19 protein-coding genes are annotated in these 18109 nt (G+C 42.5%); 14 read left to right on the top strand and 5 right to left on the bottom strand.

The window, feature by feature from the left end; all coding sequences use genetic code 11:
- The first annotated feature begins 1 nt into the window (after window position 1).
- The 4 genes from ACMXYN_RS09490 (at window position 2) to ACMXYN_RS09475 (ending at window position 5160) form a co-directional block, all read left to right on the top strand.
- Window positions 2-3955: an RHS repeat-associated core domain-containing protein gene (locus ACMXYN_RS09490; protein ID WP_415891601.1), complete on the top strand. Its 3954-nt coding sequence runs from the start codon at window positions 2-4 to the stop codon at window positions 3953-3955.
- Window positions 3956-3964: 9 nt separating this feature from the next.
- Complete coding sequence (locus ACMXYN_RS09485) at window positions 3965-4222, top strand: hypothetical protein (protein ID WP_415891600.1); 258 nt, start codon at window positions 3965-3967, stop codon at window positions 4220-4222.
- 94 nt (window positions 4223-4316) lie between these two features.
- Entirely contained in the window at window positions 4317-4646 is a 330-nt protein-coding gene (locus ACMXYN_RS09480; protein WP_415891598.1) for a hypothetical protein, read from the top strand.
- A 151-nt stretch (window positions 4647-4797) separates the two neighbouring features.
- On the top strand, window positions 4798-5160 hold the full coding sequence (locus ACMXYN_RS09475) for a hypothetical protein (protein WP_415891597.1): 363 nt from the start codon (window positions 4798-4800) through the stop codon (window positions 5158-5160).
- Between the two features lie 86 nt (window positions 5161-5246).
- On the opposite strand, the gene ACMXYN_RS09470 is transcribed toward ACMXYN_RS09475, so the two are convergent.
- The 3 genes from ACMXYN_RS09470 to ACMXYN_RS09460 all read right to left on the bottom strand — a co-directional run bounded on the left by ACMXYN_RS09470 (window position 5247) and on the right by ACMXYN_RS09460 (window position 6781).
- Window positions 5247-5651 (bottom strand): lysozyme inhibitor LprI family protein, encoded by a 405-nt coding sequence (locus tag ACMXYN_RS09470; RefSeq protein WP_415891596.1) that lies wholly within the window; start codon window positions 5649-5651, stop codon window positions 5247-5249.
- A 103-nt stretch (window positions 5652-5754) separates the two neighbouring features.
- The gene (locus ACMXYN_RS09465; protein ID WP_415891595.1) at window positions 5755-6291 is read right to left on the bottom strand and encodes a hypothetical protein; all 537 of its coding nucleotides are present in this window, start codon (window positions 6289-6291) and stop codon (window positions 5755-5757) included.
- 289 nt (window positions 6292-6580) lie between these two features.
- On the bottom strand, window positions 6581-6781 hold the full coding sequence (locus tag ACMXYN_RS09460; RefSeq protein ID WP_415891594.1) for a DUF3081 family protein: 201 nt from the start codon (window positions 6779-6781) through the stop codon (window positions 6581-6583).
- Between the two features lie 606 nt (window positions 6782-7387).
- Here ACMXYN_RS09460 and ACMXYN_RS09455 point away from each other — a divergent pair.
- The 7 genes from ACMXYN_RS09455 (at window position 7388) to ACMXYN_RS09425 (ending at window position 12848) form a co-directional block, all read left to right on the top strand.
- Window positions 7388-7987 carry a fasciclin domain-containing protein gene (locus ACMXYN_RS09455; RefSeq protein ID WP_415891593.1) on the top strand — a complete coding sequence of 200 codons (600 nt, stop codon included), beginning with the start codon at window positions 7388-7390 and terminating at the stop codon, window positions 7985-7987.
- A 109-nt stretch (window positions 7988-8096) separates the two neighbouring features.
- Window positions 8097-8459 (top strand): hypothetical protein, encoded by a 363-nt coding sequence (locus ACMXYN_RS09450; protein WP_415891592.1) that lies wholly within the window; start codon window positions 8097-8099, stop codon window positions 8457-8459.
- Between the two features lie 256 nt (window positions 8460-8715).
- Window positions 8716-9045, top strand: coding sequence for a hypothetical protein (locus ACMXYN_RS09445; protein ID WP_415891591.1), 330 nt, complete (start codon window positions 8716-8718; stop codon window positions 9043-9045).
- Between the two features lie 515 nt (window positions 9046-9560).
- Complete coding sequence (locus tag ACMXYN_RS09440; RefSeq protein WP_415891590.1) at window positions 9561-10676, top strand: hypothetical protein; 1116 nt, start codon at window positions 9561-9563, stop codon at window positions 10674-10676.
- Between the two features lie 172 nt (window positions 10677-10848).
- Complete coding sequence (locus tag ACMXYN_RS09435; protein WP_415891589.1) at window positions 10849-11337, top strand: paraquat-inducible protein A; 489 nt, start codon at window positions 10849-10851, stop codon at window positions 11335-11337.
- Complete coding sequence (locus ACMXYN_RS09430) at window positions 11330-11950, top strand: uracil-DNA glycosylase (RefSeq protein ID WP_415891588.1); 621 nt, start codon at window positions 11330-11332, stop codon at window positions 11948-11950. The genes ACMXYN_RS09435 and ACMXYN_RS09430 overlap by 8 nt, the downstream gene beginning before the upstream one ends.
- Window positions 11951-12089: 139 nt before the next feature.
- Window positions 12090-12848, top strand: a complete 759-nt coding sequence (locus ACMXYN_RS09425) for an endonuclease (RefSeq protein ID WP_415891587.1) — start codon at window positions 12090-12092, stop codon at window positions 12846-12848.
- A 59-nt stretch (window positions 12849-12907) separates the two neighbouring features.
- On the opposite strand, the gene ACMXYN_RS09420 is transcribed toward ACMXYN_RS09425, so the two are convergent.
- Window positions 12908-13567, bottom strand: a complete 660-nt coding sequence (locus tag ACMXYN_RS09420; protein ID WP_415891586.1) for a pseudouridine synthase — start codon at window positions 13565-13567, stop codon at window positions 12908-12910.
- 128 nt (window positions 13568-13695) lie between these two features.
- Between ACMXYN_RS09420 and icd the strand changes: the two genes are divergently transcribed.
- Window positions 13696-14949: an NADP-dependent isocitrate dehydrogenase gene (gene icd, locus ACMXYN_RS09415; protein WP_415891585.1), complete on the top strand. Its 1254-nt coding sequence runs from the start codon at window positions 13696-13698 to the stop codon at window positions 14947-14949.
- A 68-nt stretch (window positions 14950-15017) separates the two neighbouring features.
- On the opposite strand, the gene cspD is transcribed toward icd, so the two are convergent.
- Entirely contained in the window at window positions 15018-15230 is a 213-nt protein-coding gene (gene cspD, locus ACMXYN_RS09410) for a cold shock domain-containing protein CspD (protein WP_415884879.1), read from the bottom strand.
- 220 nt (window positions 15231-15450) lie between these two features.
- On the opposite strand from cspD, the gene clpS reads away from it, so the two are divergent.
- Window positions 15451-15813: an ATP-dependent Clp protease adapter ClpS gene (gene clpS, locus ACMXYN_RS09405; protein ID WP_415884474.1), complete on the top strand. Its 363-nt coding sequence runs from the start codon at window positions 15451-15453 to the stop codon at window positions 15811-15813.
- Window positions 15814-15825: 12 nt separating this feature from the next.
- Window positions 15826-18084: an ATP-dependent Clp protease ATP-binding subunit ClpA gene (clpA, locus tag ACMXYN_RS09400; RefSeq protein WP_415891584.1), complete on the top strand. Its 2259-nt coding sequence runs from the start codon at window positions 15826-15828 to the stop codon at window positions 18082-18084.
- Window positions 18085-18109: the final 25 nt, after the last annotated feature.

Raw genomic sequence — 18109 nt, 5'->3', positions numbered from 1 at the left:
TATGGCTACAAAAAACGTAGGTAAGCATGGTAAAGGTTCAGGTGGAAATAAGCCGTCACGGAAAAGCCCTGACATCCTTAAGGGGATGAAGGAGGCCGTAGATATCTGTGTTAAAAACGATGTTGAGGCAGAGGCTGTACGTAAAAAAGTGTTTACACACTCGAAAGAGGAGAGCTTTAGTGGTCGTGGTGGGGAAGATATAAACAACGGTCAGCTAGGTGAAACAGTCGAGGGTGCGAAAGGTTTAGCGCACGACCCTGTGCAATCCAGTCAAATAGGAACAGTAAACAAAACGCCTAGTGAAGGGAGCGCCAGCACCGACGGCAATGGCGATGCAACTCAATCAGCGTCGGATACTAAACAACATGGCTGCCCGGTCTCGATGATCAATGGTGAAGAGCTACTCACGATCACTGATGTTGTATTACCGGGACCTTTGCCATTTACATTTTCCCGCCTCTATCGGACCACAGCACTGAACAATGATATAGGTATGGGACCTGGCTGGTCTCATAGCCTGAATCATAGTTTATTAATCGAACCTGATGCGCTCATTTGGAAAAATAATGAGAATGCTAATACCCGTTATCCACTGCCAACACAGGAACAGCCAGCCTATTATAACCGGCTTGCGAAAAGTGCTGCCTATTTAGGAAAAAGCAGCAACGAGTACGTGTTAGTTAAAGGCGGACTCAGTTATATATTCGAACAGATTAGTGAGACTTATGGACGCTTAGTCGAAATATCAGATCAACACCAAAATCGTTGGGTGTTGGAATATGATGCATCACAGCGCCCAGTCCGCTTAAAAAGCGACCATGGAGTCGGACTCGAGCTAATCTACGATGGCAATTTACTGGTAGCTTTAGCGCGTATTCAAAAACAAAACGCGAGCGCTTGGCCACGTTTAAAAAATATAGCGACTTTCTGTTATCAGCGTACTGTTAATGGCGTCGCTCAGCTTATCGCAAATGAAACCGCTGCAGGTGGTGAACGATATACCTATGATGACTCGGGCCTTATTACCTTAAGGGAATTGCCTAGCGGCCTCAGCTTTTATTGGGAGTGGCAGGGAGAAGGCTCAAAAGTTCGTTGTATCCGGCACTGGAGTAACGCTGGGTTTGAAGCCCGTTATGAATGGGATGAACAAAAGCATCGAGTCGAAGTTACCAATAGTGATGGTAGCTCTGAAATCTATCAGCACGATGATTCCGCACAGCTCATAGAACAAGTCGATCCCGATGGCGCGGTTACTCAATATGAATACGATGATGATGGCCATCTCATCAAAGAGACCAGCCCTTTAGGCGGGGTAACAGAGCATCACTATAACGACCAAGGTGAAAAACAGGCGACTGTTGCAGCAGATGGCACAGTTACACGTTTTTCATATTGGCGCGGTAATCTCACTAACGTCTATACCGATCTACTAAAACAAGATCGCATTAAGCACAACGCTATCGAGTGGCGTTATCGTTATAACAAACAAGGCTTAATGGTCAGTGAGCAAAGCCCTCTACGCGAGAAAACGCTATTTGAGTATACCGATAACGGTAAGCTCAGTCGGATTGAGTATCCTGATGGGCGTAAAGAACAGCTAGCTTACAATGCGGCGGGGCTTTTAACCCGCCATATCAAAGCAGATGGTCAGGAACAGCGTTATGGCTATAACGAAGATGGGTTAGTCACGGCTGAATGGCACAGCGTACCTGGCCATAAAGGTGCGCAATGGCGCTATGATCGAGACCCTGCGGGTCGCATAACCTGTATTACTGATCCAAAAGGCCAGCAACGTCATTATAGCTACAACAGCTGGGGTAAAGTCACCGAGGAGCGAGATGAAAAGGGTAATACCACCCGCTATGAATATCATCCTCACTTACCTCTAGTCCTGCGGGAAACACGCAGCGATGGATCACAACTCAATTTTGAATACGATGTGCGCCAACGCTTTGTAACCTGCATCACCAATGAAAATGGCGAAAAGCACCATATAAGCTACTACACCAACGGCCATATCCAATCGGAAACCACGTTCGATGGACGAGAACTCCGCTATCAATATGACCTGACCGGTAAACTTATCGAGAAAGTCGAAGTTGGCACGGCAGGCACTGAACGTATCACCAAATACGTTCGTGACCTTATGGGGCGTTTGATCGAGAAAGAACTGCCCGATGGTGAAAAAATTAGCTACCAATACGATCTTCAAGGTCAGTTAATCGGTGTTGAAGATGGCGTCACCCCATTAGCGTGGGAGTATGACTTAGCAGGGCGTTTAATCGCTGAGCATCAAGGACTGGGGAGTCAGTTCTACCAATATGATCAAGGAGGTAATCTGACCTCGCACAAACTCCCCGATCAAAACCAGCTAACTTATGACTATAACCCGCAAGGTAAACTGCAACAGTTATCGCTTAATAACCAAGCGATTACACATCATCGTTATCAGCAAGGTGTAGAAGTTGGCCGTCAACAAGGACGACGCGTCAGCCACTATCGTTATGATGAAGCGGGGCGTTTGGCACTGCATCACCACCACGTTGCTGATGAAGAGCGTCATCTACTGGATCAAGAAGAGCATAACCTCCCTGCATTACAGAGACAGTATCATTACGATGTAAGTGGAGAGCTGAGTCAAAAGCAAGACAGCCTAAGGGGCACGCAAGATTACCACTACGATACAAGTGGGCAACTGATTGCCAGCCAGAAACAAGGCAAAGGCAATAGCGATAAACTTAACGAACAGTTCAGTTACGACCGTGCCGGGAACCTACAGCCCTCCACACAGACTCAACTTCGTCACAACCGCTTACTCAGCACGGCATCAGCGCAGTATGACTATGATGAATTTGGTAATTTAAGTAAAAAAACAGAGAAGCGTTTAAAAGAACAGCTCGTAACCACTTACGAATACGACTGCCAAAACCGCTTAATCCAAGCAACAACGCCTGATGGCACGGTCGCTAATTACACTTATGATGCCTTTGGGCGGCGTACCTCGAAAACTGTCACGAAACCCGATACCGCTCCTGTTACGACCGAGTTTTATTGGCAAGGCGATAGACTGGCTTATGAAACGGATAGCCAACACAAACATCAATGTTACCTCTATGAACCGGGGAGCTTTAAACCGTTAGCGTTAGTAGCTTTAAAACATACGGGCAGTATCCATACTTACGAACAAGAACAGGCTGAAAGCCCGAATGTTTATTACTACCAAAATGATCAGCTAGGCACGCCGCAAGAGTTAACAGACAAAAACGGTAATATCGTCTGGGCAGCTACAATGCTCAGCTGGGGCAAAATCCAGCGCCAGCTCTTCAGTAAAATCGATAACCCATTACGCTTTCAAGGTCAGTACCACGATGAAGAAACGGGGCTACACTACAACCGCAACCGCTACTATGATCCGTATACCGCACGGTTTATAACACTTGATCCAATAGGGCTTGCAGGTGGGTTAAATAACTATCAGTATGTAACCAATCCGACGGGGTGGGTTGATCCGTTGGGATTGAGTCAGAATGAGGCGAAAGGGCCTTGTTGTGGGGGTGATGGTACCGATAAAGTACCAACCGTTGATACCGGTGAGTCAGAGGTGCCGGATGTTACGAAGGAAGAACTTGATTGGAAATCAGTAGTACCAAAAAAGGGAAAATATAAAGGTCAGTCACGAGAAGACCATGTGAGACTTCATAATTCCGATAACCCAGGTAAACCATCACATGGTGTATTTTACGGAGACGGTGTTGATGCGACTAATAGGGCTTGGACTAGGGCTCAGCAGATAGACTTAAAGCCAGACAGTTCCGGTAATTTATTTGTTCCCATGGATAAGCTGACTGGTAGAGCTGGAGGGCAAGCGGCTGATACGGGGGAATTATTTTATGGAGTTCATATCAAGCTTGTTCCAAATTCAAACAAAATCATTACATCATACCCTGGTAACTAAGGAGCACTAATGGAAGACTTTTATTGGTACGAAAACTGCCCAAACTGTAATCAAGGTAGATTGATTGTAACAGAAGATATAACGAATAATAGGCTATATCTGCATTGTGAAGAGTGTGAAATGGGTTGGTTAGATCCGGAAAGAGCTAATGAAGTTGAATTCGGGTTTCTTACCTTGTTGGAAGAGTTTGAAACTGTAAATCCTGATCTAGCTACGATTAATAGATATGGTTGGAATCAATACGCCAAAAATAAATTTACTGAGTAGATTAAAAACAATGAGACAAGGTCTTGCATTGTGCACGTCAAGCGTAATTATTCCTTCACAAACTCATATCCTATTACTGTAGGTGATTTCGGGAATGTCTTTTACTTATTGTAATTATTGGCCAAAAATAACGGCGCTTTGCACCATTCAAGACCTGACCCTCGGCTCCCTCGACCCTCGGCTCCCTCTTACAGATCAGCCGGAACAACAAACTAATGCTAAAAGGGCTGAGGAACTTGGTTTAAATCACAAAACTGTAGTGTGGCGAGGGGATCCTAAAGAATTTTCTAAAATTGTTCATGAAGCCTGTAGTATTTTGTGTCAAAAATCTGAAGGTATTCAAAAAGATTATAACGCAGGTCATGATAAGGCGGTTGAACGACTTAACTTGTGGAGTAATCTAATCGTAGATCTGGTTGAATAAAATAGGTAGGAAGTCATGATGTTAGAGTCAGTTCTTATGATTCTAACAATCGATTCAACGTTAGATGAAATGGGCTCTAAGAGTTAAACGCTTAGTCCAACTACCACGTGAAATGGTGTAGAGAATTTTTTTTAACAGGGACGGGTTTTAAGTGAATGAATCTCAAAAATTTTTGATTGGTATCCTTATTTTTGAAATATTATTAGGGTTGATAGGGGTAGTTCTTGCTGGGTTTTTTTTAAATATTGTGGATGCATACAGAGGAATGGATTCAGAAGAAACCATTTTTATGTGCGTCATGTTGTTCCTATTGTTCTTAGGGTTTGTAGTTTTACCGTTAAAAGCTATTAATGAGGTGAGAAATTACTATCAAAAGCCCAAAATCGTTTTGAATATTATCAATCTAATACTGTTGTTACCAATATTTGCCCCAATGGCTTTAGCTTTGCTATACCTTGTTTATCAGCTTCGTAGTGGTAACGCCCAGAAAAATGAAATTGCGCCTGAAGCTTGATGGGTAGCTTCAATTAATTCCTAAAAAGAGCCTCGTTTGAGGCTCTTTGCCATTAAAACCTTGGTAACTAAGCTGATCTTCTTAGATTAATACGGTTGAGGAAGGGCTGGATTATCAGTCGTTGATATGTACGTCTTCCATATCTCTGCTGTTCTTTCGTCGGTTTTATCTATCATGCTAAAAATAGATACGAATGCTTTCTTTCTACCTTCTTCCCAGACCGCATAGATAGAATCACAGTGTGACGCTATGTGTGTTTCCCAGTCTTTTTGAGCAACTTTGATGCTCTCGAGCGCCGCTTGATTATTGGCATGTAGCTCGTAAGTTGCGTCTAAATACTTGGTCATTTGGTGGTGTGCAACTTCGAGTTTAATAGCCGCACATCGATTCATCTGGATACTGGTTTTAGCATCTTCACAGTTCTTAGCCGCAACGTGAGGTGATAGCAGGAATGGTAGGCTCAATAAGCTGGAAATAATGAGTTTATACATGTGTAAGCCTTAATAGCTCTAGTTATTTAGAAAGCCGAGGATTGGAGTGAGAGGCTTCGATTACAAAGGGGAAAGGGATTCCCCTTCTCTTTTTCATTTAGCGTTACTTGAACTCTTTAGCGTTAGGAAACTGTTTGAAAGACATCAGAGTGGATTCCATTTTATGACCATTAGCATTAAACCAATCCATTACTGCTTTGCTCTGATCTTTACCATAAATGCGGTGGGAGTAGTTCATAACAACGCCAGTTTGGTTCTCTACGCTGATTAGGAACATATTTGCATCTGAACTTTTATCGCTGGTTGTCATTGTAGCTAGAAGGAACAGGCTAGGATCACGTGGGTCAGGGCCGGCGATCGCTTTAATAATCTTTCCTTTACCGTTGTAAGCGGCTAAAAACTTTTCTGCGAAAGGTTTTAAATCAGACTTTGTTTTCACTTCTTCTGCGAAGGTGAAGGAGATCATATCTTTGTGTGAAGAAAGATCAGCTTGGTCAGCAGGCGTATATTGGTGTGCAGAGCTTTCGGTTGCTCTGTATGTATATTCGTCACCATTAAAGCTGATTGCTGATGGCTTGCCTGCATAAGCGGTAGAGATGCTAACTAATACAAATGCGATTGAAGTGATTAGCTGTTTCAAAATTCCTGTCCTTTTTATAGTTATGATTTAAGGGGTGGTGCTTGATTTGGCCTCTACTAGATCAGGAGGCTATTCAAATCCGAATCTCAATATTGTTTACAGCATTATCTTATCAGCGTTACTGGCTTTCCCAGTGGATGTGGCATGCTAAAGTAAGCTCGATACTTACTAAAGTATTGGTTTAGGAATGCTTGAAGTAAGAGTGGCTAGCTGTTTTAACAAACCAACCCATATCCAATTTGGCGTGATGATGAAGGGAAAGGGAGTAATAATTTTAGTTAAAACTTAGTTAGTTAAGCTGATGCTTAAAATAGATGCGGTCGATTTTGTGTAGGAAGGCATCAAACTGAGATCTTCGATCAAAATTTACTTGATATTTATTATGGAAAAATAAGTTAAGCTCTACATCCGAATCGAATAAGGTCAATGTATATCCATCATGATCATGTCGTGCCTGTAAGCCGGAATATATATAATGCCCGGCTGACATTTTCTCACCTTTATAGAGTATATAATTAAAGACACTGAGTGTTTTAACCATATCTAATTTTAAGTCATCTTCAGTCTTCATAATGCTACCCATTAAAAAAACGAGCCTGGCAAATTGCCAGACTCTAACCAGGGTCTCTCGTGAGGTAAGTCCAAGGCACTAGGTCCCCAATGCTCGCTATGAAAGGTTATAGCTAATGATCATCGCTATGCTTTCATACTGATTAGAACTTCTAAAAAACCAATGGCAGATTGAAGGTTTCAAGTAGTTCCAATCAGTTGAGCATTTCTATCATCAAAAGAGTTTACGGTTAGTTTTTTAATATGGATCATATTGGTGTTGCCTATCAGTGTGGTCTTAGGATCTTCGTTGCATCAGCTTATAAGGCTGAGGTGTACAGATAAATTCAATGTTGATTTTTTAAGGAAATCAGAAGTATCCAAAACCAGCCGCTTTCTATCTCGTTTTGCATCGAACTTGAAATGTAATCCTCTAAAATGCTTTTAGATGAATTTATTTCTGTGCGTTTTTTGATCTATTTCTTTGGTGTGTCGTATTCAGCTTTGATGTTTGATTAACCCACTTAAGCTCTGAAGGTATAGAACAATGAAAAAAACAATAACTGCAATGATGTGCGCGGCTGGCTTAACTTTTGGTTCAGTAGCTCAAGCTGAAGAGTGCACCGACGAACTTGGTACGATTGTCACAGAATTGGTTGAGTTGAATGAAAGCGGTGTAACTGCAGGTGAATTCGATTTTCTTATTGGTGCTGTAACAGCAACGATTGGTAGCTCTAATCTCTTTGATGTCCTTACCAATGAAGACAGAACTGTGACGCTATTTGCTCCAAATGATCAAGCATTCTTGAATACTGCGGATGCACTGCAAGAAGCGGGTATTTTGGACCTAACTGGCGTGGATACCTCTAACACTATGGAAGTTGTTAATGCTTTAGCTGGTGCATTGACGCTGAATGGGGTTATTGAAGTATTGGCGTACCATGTTTCCTATGGCAATAGAACGTCTAAGTACGTAGTTAAGCGTGACGGCAAAACGATCAGAATGGCGAATAAAGAGTTTGTGAATGTAAATGGACTTAGCATTAATGATTCGCCACTGGATCTTGGTTATATCGACATTCCTGCCTGTAATGGTGTGATTCATGTGATCACCGAGGGTGTGCTTATTCCAGATTTAAGCAATTAAAAATGATAAACAAGCCTACTTGATTGATCCTGCGGTGTGTTAACAACTCCCTCGTATCTCCAGTGGGCTTGATAACGAGATTCAATGTAAATCATGTTCGGGTGATCCTATGAAACTCCAGCTAATAAAGGATTTAAAAGATTATCGAGCAGTGTTTTATTGGTGTAATTCAAAAGGAAAAAGGCACAGCCCTATGATGCCAACTTTGGTTCATGCTTATGAGTGGCATCTCCAATTCCAAAGAGGTATCTATAAAGGTAAAGAGAGAAGGAAGAACAGAGTAGATAGAAGGTTAGGCTATCTTCTTGAAAACAAAAATCGGAAGAATGATCGCCGTTACAAGCAAAAAGGTAGGCGCTTTATCGATACGGCGTTGTACGTCAGCAAGGACCTTTATTCTGAAAAGATAGCAGCACTTAAAAAACTCGCATTTGAAAGCAATAATTATTACTACGAGCGTAAATCCGCTTAAAGTGTACTCTGCATATAAAATGGGCCAATTAAATTGCGATGCTCATTTTATACGCGGGATACAATTTCCCTTTTACCATCTCAATATATTTAGTCTTTGATACGCTAGATGCAGTATCTTTGGTTTGTTGATGATGTTTGCTTATCTGACATCTACTCGGCTATTCTGTGCTTATCAATGTCTAACCATAAAACGACGATGCCATTCACTGATACGTCGTTGTTCATTCACCTGACTTGAGGCCAATATATAGATCATGAACTCATTATTTAAACTTAAGGTTTTACCGACCCTATTGTTACTTGTCTGCGGAATGGTCGCAGCTTCAGATGCTGAAGAGGGTAAAGAGTTATATGAATCTATTGCTTTGGAACGAACGATCCGTGGCGAGGTTTACACCGACGCTAACTGTGAAACTTGTCATAGCTCAGATATTTACACCCGGTCTAATCGACGAGTAAACACCTATTCAAGATTAGAAGCCCAGGTAGAAATGTGTAACACCATGTTGGATGTTGGTTGGTTCCCTGATGAGGTCTCGGCTGTCGCGACTTATCTTAATCAAAAATATTACAAATTTGATTAGAGCATTTTTCTTCTTTTCTAAAGCCGCATCCAGCGGTTTTTTTTATATCTTTCAAATTCCTTTGATATTCAACGTCATAGCGGCCCGCTTTTTGCTGAACCTTAGGTTACTCAAACGTAATTAGTCGATGCGAACCGCGTAATGTTGGATCTGAAAATGAACATAAAACAGCCCGATTTTGTGATGGCTATTATGGGCTATTCTCTTCCAGCCTATGTATTCCGTGGCTTTCAGCAAGGGAGGTAGTGGTCATCAGGAAGTCTCTTTTAATTTAATAACCTAATACAAGCTTACTTATCGGAAAATTTGTCTTGGCTTTTTGCTCGGACAACAGACGAGTTTTGCCTAACGAAAACTGAGTTTAGGCAAACATTTTCCGCTGAGTATTAACAACCGATTTTTTGTTTTTGTTATTCACAAAAACTGGTTTTTTGCGCCCTGAAGAAATGAATCATGCTTTCTTATCTTAGAACGGCGGGGGGCAATTGACGCAAAAAATCAGCAAGGAGAGAACAATGATTATTCAGACAAGTAATGTACATATGAGTGCTGAGCATCAGAAAACGGAATATAGCTCTCAAACCAAAATGATTGATTGGGGGAGTGAGGGCAATAGATTTCTGGCGCAGTTAAGCGAAGCAAAGTCCTTTCTTCGCCAGGAGCAAAGTAGCTTATTTAGTACTCTTGCTGTTGGCCAACAGCCATCAACAGAAGGCGATGATCAGTTTCAGGGTAATTCAGTTCTGGTCTTAACTGATCAAGGTTTACAATTTAGAACTGCAGACAATGAGCCAAATATCGCTGAGCAACGAGAGATTACCAAAGCGAGGCTATGGCAAAGTCTGTTAAATGCTATTAACCCTAAACACATACAAACTGACATTCCCGATGATGTAGAGATCCCAGATGCTGATTCTATTCCGAACGAAGATGGAATAGGCGGTGTACCCATGCAACTACAACCTATAAAGATGGAGATGTCGTTTAAGGTGACCGAAACCGTAGAGGAGTATGAGTGCTCCAGTTTCCATAGCTGTGGCATGGTGACTACGGCTGATGGTAAGCAGATAGAGTTTGATCTGAACCTAGAAATGGAGCGGAGCTACTCAGCTACACGTGAGTTCGAGATGACCAGTGTAGTAGAGTTTACAGATCCATTGATTCTGAACTTTGAAGGCAATCACGCAGATCTTTCTGATGAGAAGTTTGAATTTGATCTTGATGCTGATGGTGATAAAGAACTCATAAGTTATCTGACCGGTGAAAGCGGCATGCTTGCACTAGATAAAAATGAAGACGGCATTATTAATGACGGTACAGAGCTATTTGGTGCTTTGACGGGTAATGGCTTTGCCGATCTTGCCCAATATGACGAGGATGGTAACAACTATATCGATGAGGGTGATTCTATATTCGACGATCTTCTTGTATGGCATAAAACTGAAGATAGCGATTACCTAGAATCATTGGCTGATAGTGGTGTAGGGGCGATCTATTTGGGTTCAACCGAAACGCCTTTCGATATAAAAGGTGAAAATAATCAAGAGAATGGCCGAGTCCGCTCCAGTGGTTTCTACTTAACTGAAGCTGGTGATGTCGGAACGGTTCAGCAGATCGATATGGCGGTTTAGCATCAACTCCATTGCAGGCTAAATACAGACTTTATTTGGCCTGCATCTTTACACTAGACCTTTAAAGTACACCGTTAAATAACACCTTAAAACGACATTCACAATGTGTTTCGTTTGTACTATGACAGCTATGGATTGGTATACTTGCGTCACTTTGTTTTGAGGCCCTTTCATGGATAGATTCACCCCTTTATCTTCATCTCAGTCTTTGTGGCTCAGAATAGCTTTGCTCTTAACGACGATCTGTCTGGCTGTTGGACTGTTTAGTCCGATGATGACAATGAGCAAGTTCTATTTCTTCGAGAGTTCTTTTTCTGTAATTGGCGGTGTACACAGTCTTTTAAGTGAGGGACATCTGATCCTTGCCGCTTTAGTCTTCCTTTTTAGCGTAGTTCTACCGCTGGTTAAGTTATTTTTGTTATTTAGATTAACGGCACCCAGCGATGAAATTTCCGCTAAACAGCGTAAATTGCTTGGGTTGATGCATGATTATGGTCGTTGGGCGATGCTTGATGTGATGGTGGTTGCGGTATTGTTGGTTACTGTGAAACTCGGTGCTGTCGCGTCAATTCAGATCCATTGGGGGCTTTACGTATTTGGTCTAGCCGTTGTATTGATCATGTTTTTAACGCATAAACTTGTGACTTTGTTAAATGCCTAATCTAGAAAGTTTTTATACAAAACTTAGCAAACGTAAAAACACTCTTACTGTGTTTAACCCCTATAGAGATGAAACTAAACTAGAAAACCTAAAGCGATACATTGAACTGGCCTTTGAGCAATCTGGACCAAAGATTCTTTTGGTGGGCGAAGCCTATGGTTTTAAAGGTGGTCGTTTAACTGGGATTCCGTTTTCCAGTGGCAAGTTGTTTGATGAGGTTAATCATCCTTTTTTGCAGCAGTTAAAGCCAAAAATTGAGCTTAACCCTGATACGCTTACTGCTGAGAATACAGCCTCTATTGTCTGGCGCTATTTGTGTTCACAAAACACAGTTCCGCTTTTTTGGAATTCGTTCCCTTATCATCCGCATCCTTCGCGTATTCAGAAAAAGAATAGGGCACCAATAAAGGCAGAAATAGAAGAAGGTTTAGAGCTGTTACAAATGCTAATGGATGTTTATCAACCCGGTGCGATAGCAGGCTTAGGTCGTAAAGGAACGGACTGTTTACAAAAAGCATTTCCTGATCAAGACATCCGCTATATCCGTCATCCCTCTTATGGTGGTAAATCTGATTTTATTAATGGTATGAACCAGCTCTTTTCACAAGGTTAAGCTTAAATTTATCTTTCAGCCGTATGATGGTCGTGGCTTTTGAGTAGCTACTTAACCGCTCATATTGGCCTCAAACTCTAGTAACTAATTTAAAGCAGGAAGCATCGATTGGCATTGGACGCCTTTAAAAGGAATTCCAATGTACAAGTACCTTCCTGTGGCTCTTCTAATGATCCCAGGCTTGGCTTTAGCTGAGCATCCTAAGTCTTTCGGTAGTGCTAAAAAGATTCTTAAAGAGATCTACGCAGATAACCAGCAGAGCTTTTATTGTGGTTGTGACTATAAAGCTCAAGGTAAAAAGTTAGTGCCAGATTTAAAATCCTGTGGCTACTCACCACGTAAAAACGCGAATAGAGCAAAGCGTATTGAGTGGGAGCACGTAATGCCGGCTTGGGCTTTTGGTCATCAATTGCAATGTTGGCAAGACGGAGGCCGTAAAGCTTGTAAAAAGAACCTTAATTTTAAGAAGATGGAATCTGACCTTCACAACCTTGTACCAGCAATTGGTGAGGTGAATGGCGATCGCTCTAATTACAGCTTCACACAATTAGCAGGTGAGCCGCGTGTTTATGGGCAATGTGATATGGAAGTCGATTTTAAGCAGCGTAAGGTAGAGCCAGCTGAGCATCGCCGTGGTGATATTGCTCGTACGTACTTTTATATGCGTGATAAGTATGGCGTTCGCATCAGTGGTAAGCAGGAAAAGCTGTTTAACGCTTGGGCAAAGCTAGATCCTGTCGATCAATGGGAGTTAGAGCGTAATCGTCTGATTACCCAAATCCAAGGCAATACTAACCCTTATGTTGTTGCACCAATTGATTCAGTAAAGTTGGCGGAATCGACAGAGTATAAGCATGGTTTATTATCACGCCTTAAAACTGCATTGAGTATGGAATAATTTGTAAAACTCGCACAGTAAAGTAGCTGGTGTGATCATCAGCTACTTACTAAATATCTTTATCTGGAGGGTCGTGTTGGCTTTTTACCGTTGCGATGTGAGCGGCTATTTTTGTTTGGTGTTCGTCTACTCTTTATATTTGCAGAGCGTCGATCGGGCTGTTTCTTAGGAATATTCAGAGTAACGTCGATGAGGTTGTTTTCCCCAGGTTGCAAACCATCGAGTGTCCAATCACCAATTGCATAACGAATGAGTCGAAGAGTAGGGAAGCCAACGGAAGCAGTCATACGCCTAACTTGTCGATTCTTGCCTTCAGTGATTTTCAACTCTACCCAGCTCGTTGGTTGGTTTTTTCGCTCTCGAATCGGTGGGTTACGCGGCCAGATATTTGGCTCTTCGATAACCTTAGCTTTAGCAGGGCGAGTCATACCATCTTTAAGCTCAACGCCTTTTCGTAAAGCACTGAGGGCAGAATCAGTAATCTCACCTTCTACCTGTGCCCAGTAAGTTTTTTCCTGCTTAAACTTAGGGTTAGCTAAATAATGTTGTACAGCACCTTCGTTGGTTAGGATCAACAACCCTTCCGAATCGTAATCTAATCTTCCTGCAGCATAAAAGTCTGGCTGGTTAATGTAATCCGCCAAGGTGCTTTTATCATCATTAGTTGTGAACTGAGTAAGTACTTGAAAAGGTTTATTAAAAAGTAATAGCTGGCTCATGATCTTTCAGTTCGTTAAGGCGTGGGGTGATCAATCAAAGGAATAATGCTGATCTATACTGATTTTGTAACGCAATCATATCACTGATCACGGCATCTGCGGTGGAAGTAAGCTAATTGGAGTAAATTATGGCTTATAAAAATATTTCCATACCTGTTGGCGATAAGATAACGGTTAACCAAGATCATTCATTAAATGTACCGAATAACCCAATCATTCCCTATATAGAAGGGGATGGGATTGGGGTAGATGTCACTCCACCAATGATCAATGTAGTTGATGCAGCAGTGAATAAGGCTTATGGAGGCACGCGTTCTATTGCTTGGATGGAGGTTTATGCAGGAGAGAAAGCCACTTCAGTTTATGAGCAAGATACGTGGCTACCTGATGAAACTTTAGAGGCTTTTAAGGAATATGTCGTTGGGATAAAAGGGCCTTTAACAACGCCTGTAGGTGGTGGTATTCGTTCGCTCAATGTTGCTTTACGTCAGGAGCTTGATCTTTATGTCTGCCAAAGGCCGGTGCGCTGGTTTAAAGGCGTGCCGAGCCCAGTCATCAAACCAGAAGATGTAGACATGGTGATCTACAGGGAGAATTCAGAAGATATTTACGCTGGAGTTGAGTGGCAGGCTGGGTCTCCTGAAGCAGAGAAAGTGATTCGTTTTTTAAAAGAGGAGATGGGCGTTACCAAAATTCGCTTCGATCAACAGTGCGGTATTGGTGTAAAGCCTGTATCTGAACAAGGTACTAAGCGTCTTGTTAGGAAAGCGTTGCAGTACTGTGTTGATAATGACCGTGAGTCCCTAACGCTGGTACATAAAGGGAATATCATGAAATTTACTGAAGGTGCTTTTAAAGATTGGGGCTACGAGTTGGCGGTAGAAGAGTTTGGAGCAGAGCTCAAAGATGGCGGCCCTTGGGTGAGCTTTCAAAATCCAAACACAGGTAAAGAGATCATAATTAAAGATGTTATTGCAGATGCAATGTTACAGCAGATTCTGCTGAGACCCGCTGAGTATGACGTAGTTGCAACCTTAAATCTAAATGGTGATTATATTTCAGACGCCTTGGCCGCGGAAGTAGGCGGTATAGGGATCGCACCGGGTGCCAATCTGTCTGATGAGGTGGCCATATTTGAAGCTACCCACGGGACGGCGCCTAAATATGCAGGCAAAGATATGGTTAACCCCGGTTCGCTTATTTTATCTGCAGAGATGATGTTAAGGCATTTAGGTTGGTTAGAAGCTGCTGATCTGATTATCAAGGGTATGGATGGCGCTATTGCAGCTAAAACAGTGACTTATGATTTTGAGCGCCTTATGGATGGTGCAGTGCTATTATCAAGCTCTGAGTTTGGTGAAGCGATTATCAATAATATGTAGTTGTTTCTACCAGAAACAAAAAAACCAGCTTCATGCTGGTTTTTTAGTCTATCGATTTAACCTTTTTATTACTGGGTTGCTAAAGGTTTGATTTGAACGGCGTGAGTACCTTTTGGACCCGGCTGGGTTTCAAACTCAACTTGTTGGCCCGCTTTGAGACTCTTATAGCCATCTACTTCTATCGCAGAATAATGAGCAAAGAGATCCTCTTCATGTTCATCTGATAGGATAAAGCCATATCCTTTAGAATTGTTGAACCACTTTACTTTCCCTGTCTGCATAACTAACTCCCGTATCCAAAACTACAATTGGATTACTAACCTGAACGTACTTCCTTTAGCTGCTAGAATAGTGGCTAAAGGTTGTCCCCTAAAAGTTGCAGGTACTACTGGGGCCGCGCCTATCCTGCTATTCTGATTATAGCACCACACACAGAATATGTGACAAGTGTACAATCACTGTTCAGTAGTAAATATTAGCGTAAATTTAGAAGATTGTTAGATGTCTATTGATTTTGAACAAAAAGTAATTCGAATGTCTAATGAAGATGAACATGAAGATTTTGATCATGATCACGGATTAGTCACGGAAGAAGCAAAGCCGCAACTTAAGAAACCATCGATGTACCGTGTGGTTTTAATGAACGACGATTACACTCCAATGGATTTCGTCGTGGCTGTGCTCATGATGTTTTTTAATATGGACCAAGAAAAAGCTACACAAGTTATGTTATCGGTCCATACTCAAGGGAAAGGAGTATGTGGAATATTTACCCGTGATGTAGCTGATACGAAAGCAGCTATAGTTAATCAATATGCGAGAGATAATAATCACCCTCTGCTATGTGAAGTCGAGAAAGTCTGAAGAGGAACCGTTATGTTAAACCGAGAACTCGAAGACACGCTCAGTGCAGCTTTCCAGGCCGCAAAGGAAAAGCGACATGAATTTATAACTGTCGAACATTTGTTGCTGGCGTTGTTGGATAATTATGAGGCGCATGAAGTTCTTGCAGCCTGTGGTGCTAACTTTGAAGGCATAAGGCAGAACCTTTCTTCATTCATCGAAGAAACCACGCCTTTACTATCTGAAACATTACCTGATTTGGAAACGCAGCCTACACTCGGATTCCAGCGAGTACTACAGCGTGCGGTGTTCCATGTTCAGTCATCTGGTAAGAATGAAGTTACCGGAGCCAACGTACTCGTAGCGATTTTCAGTGAGCAGGAGAGTCAGGCTGTTTATATTCTGCAGCAGCATGGCATTGAGCGAATCGATACGGTTAATTACATCTCGCATGGCATTTCTAAAATGTCGGAGCACGATCACGAGCATTCTGATTCTTCGGTTGAAAGTGAAGCCGCAGGCGAAGAGAAGGATGATAGCCCACTCGCTAAATATGCGATTAATCTAAATGTAGAAGCTGAAAGTGGCCGAATCGACCCGCTTGTAGGGCGTGATTCCGAAGTTGAGCGTGTCGTTCAAATTTTATCTCGCCGTCGCAAAAACAACCCTCTACTTGTAGGCGAAGCGGGTGTAGGTAAAACAGCAATTGCCGAAGGCCTAGCGAAGTTGATCGTTGAAGATAAAGTGCCGGAAATTATCAAAGAGTCGATCGTATACTCGCTTGATCTGGGTGCTTTGCTTGCCGGTACTAAATACCGTGGTGATTTTGAGAAACGCCTGAAAGGTCTCTTAAACGAGATCAAAGGCAAAGATCATGCGATTCTGTTTATTGATGAGATCCATACCATTATCGGTGCTGGTGCAGCATCTGGTGGTTCTATGGATGCATCAAACCTGCTTAAACCGCTACTAAGTTCAGGTCAGATTCGTTGTATCGGCTCTACAACTTTCCAAGAATTCCGTGGAATCTTTGAGAAAGACCGTGCATTAGCGCGTCGTTTCCAGAAAGTGGATGTTCTTGAGCCAAGTATCGAAGATACCTATTCGATTCTTAAGGGTCTTAAAGGTCGCTTTGAGGAACACCATGAGCTGGCATACAGCGATGAAGCATTGCGCGCAGCTGCAGAGCTAGCAGGTCGCTATATCAACGATAAGCATATGCCTGATAAAGCCATCGATGTGATTGATGAGGCAGGGGCTTATCAGCGTCTCTTACCAAAAGAGCTGCGTAAAGCAGAGATCGGTACTGAAGATATCGAAGCGATTGTCGCTAAGATTGCCCGTATACCACCTAAAAGCGTTTCTGCATCTGATAAGAATCAGTTGGCGAAACTGGATAGTAATCTCAAAATGGTTGTTCTTGGGCAGGACGAAGCGATCGATACGCTATCTTCTGCTATCAAGCTTTCCCGTGCTGGTCTTAAAGAGCCGGATAAGCCTGTAGGCTGCTTCTTGTTCGCTGGCCCAACTGGTGTCGGTAAAACAGAAGTGACTCAGCAGCTCGCACGTATTATGGGTATTGAGCTGGTTCGCTTTGATATGTCTGAGTACATGGAGCGGCATACAGTGTCACGATTGATTGGTGCACCTCCTGGTTATGTTGGCTATGACCAAGGTGGCTTGCTAACAGAGGCGATCACAAAGTCGCCGCACTGTGTACTGTTACTTGATGAGATCGAGAAGGCGCATCCAGAAGTCTTTAATCTATTACTACAAGTAATGGATAGCGGTACTCTAACGGACAACAACGGTCGTAAAGCAGATTTCCGCAACGTGATCTTGGTAATGACTACCAATGCTGGTGCTGAGGATATGAGCCGTGCTTCCATTGGCTTTACTAAGCAAAATCATGCTTCTGATGGTATGGCTGCGATACGTAAGATGTTTACGCCTGAATTCCGTAACCGTCTTGACGGCATCATTCAGTTCAAAGCGCTTACAACTGGCATCATCAAAGGTGTGGTTGATAAGTTCTTTGCTGAGCTTCAAGTCCAGTTGGAAGATAAGCGTGTAGTACTGCATCTAGATGACGAGGCCCGCACTTGGTTTGCAGAGAAGGGCTACGACGAGCAAATGGGTGCACGCCCAATGAAACGCTTGATTCAAGAAAAACTGAAGAAGCCGTTAGCTGAGATGATTCTATTTGGCGAACTATCCGAAGAGGGTGGTGAAGTTGCCATTAGCGTCGATGCCGATGGTGAGATCAGTGTAGAAGCGATGACCTGCGCATAAGCGGGTCTCTCGAGAAACAAAAAAG

Origin of the sequence: Neptuniibacter sp. PT8_73, from assembly GCF_047778045.1 — a bacterium.
Lineage (GTDB): Bacteria > Pseudomonadota > Gammaproteobacteria > Pseudomonadales > Balneatricaceae > Neptuniibacter.
This window is presented reverse-complemented; position numbering and strand designations above follow the sequence as displayed.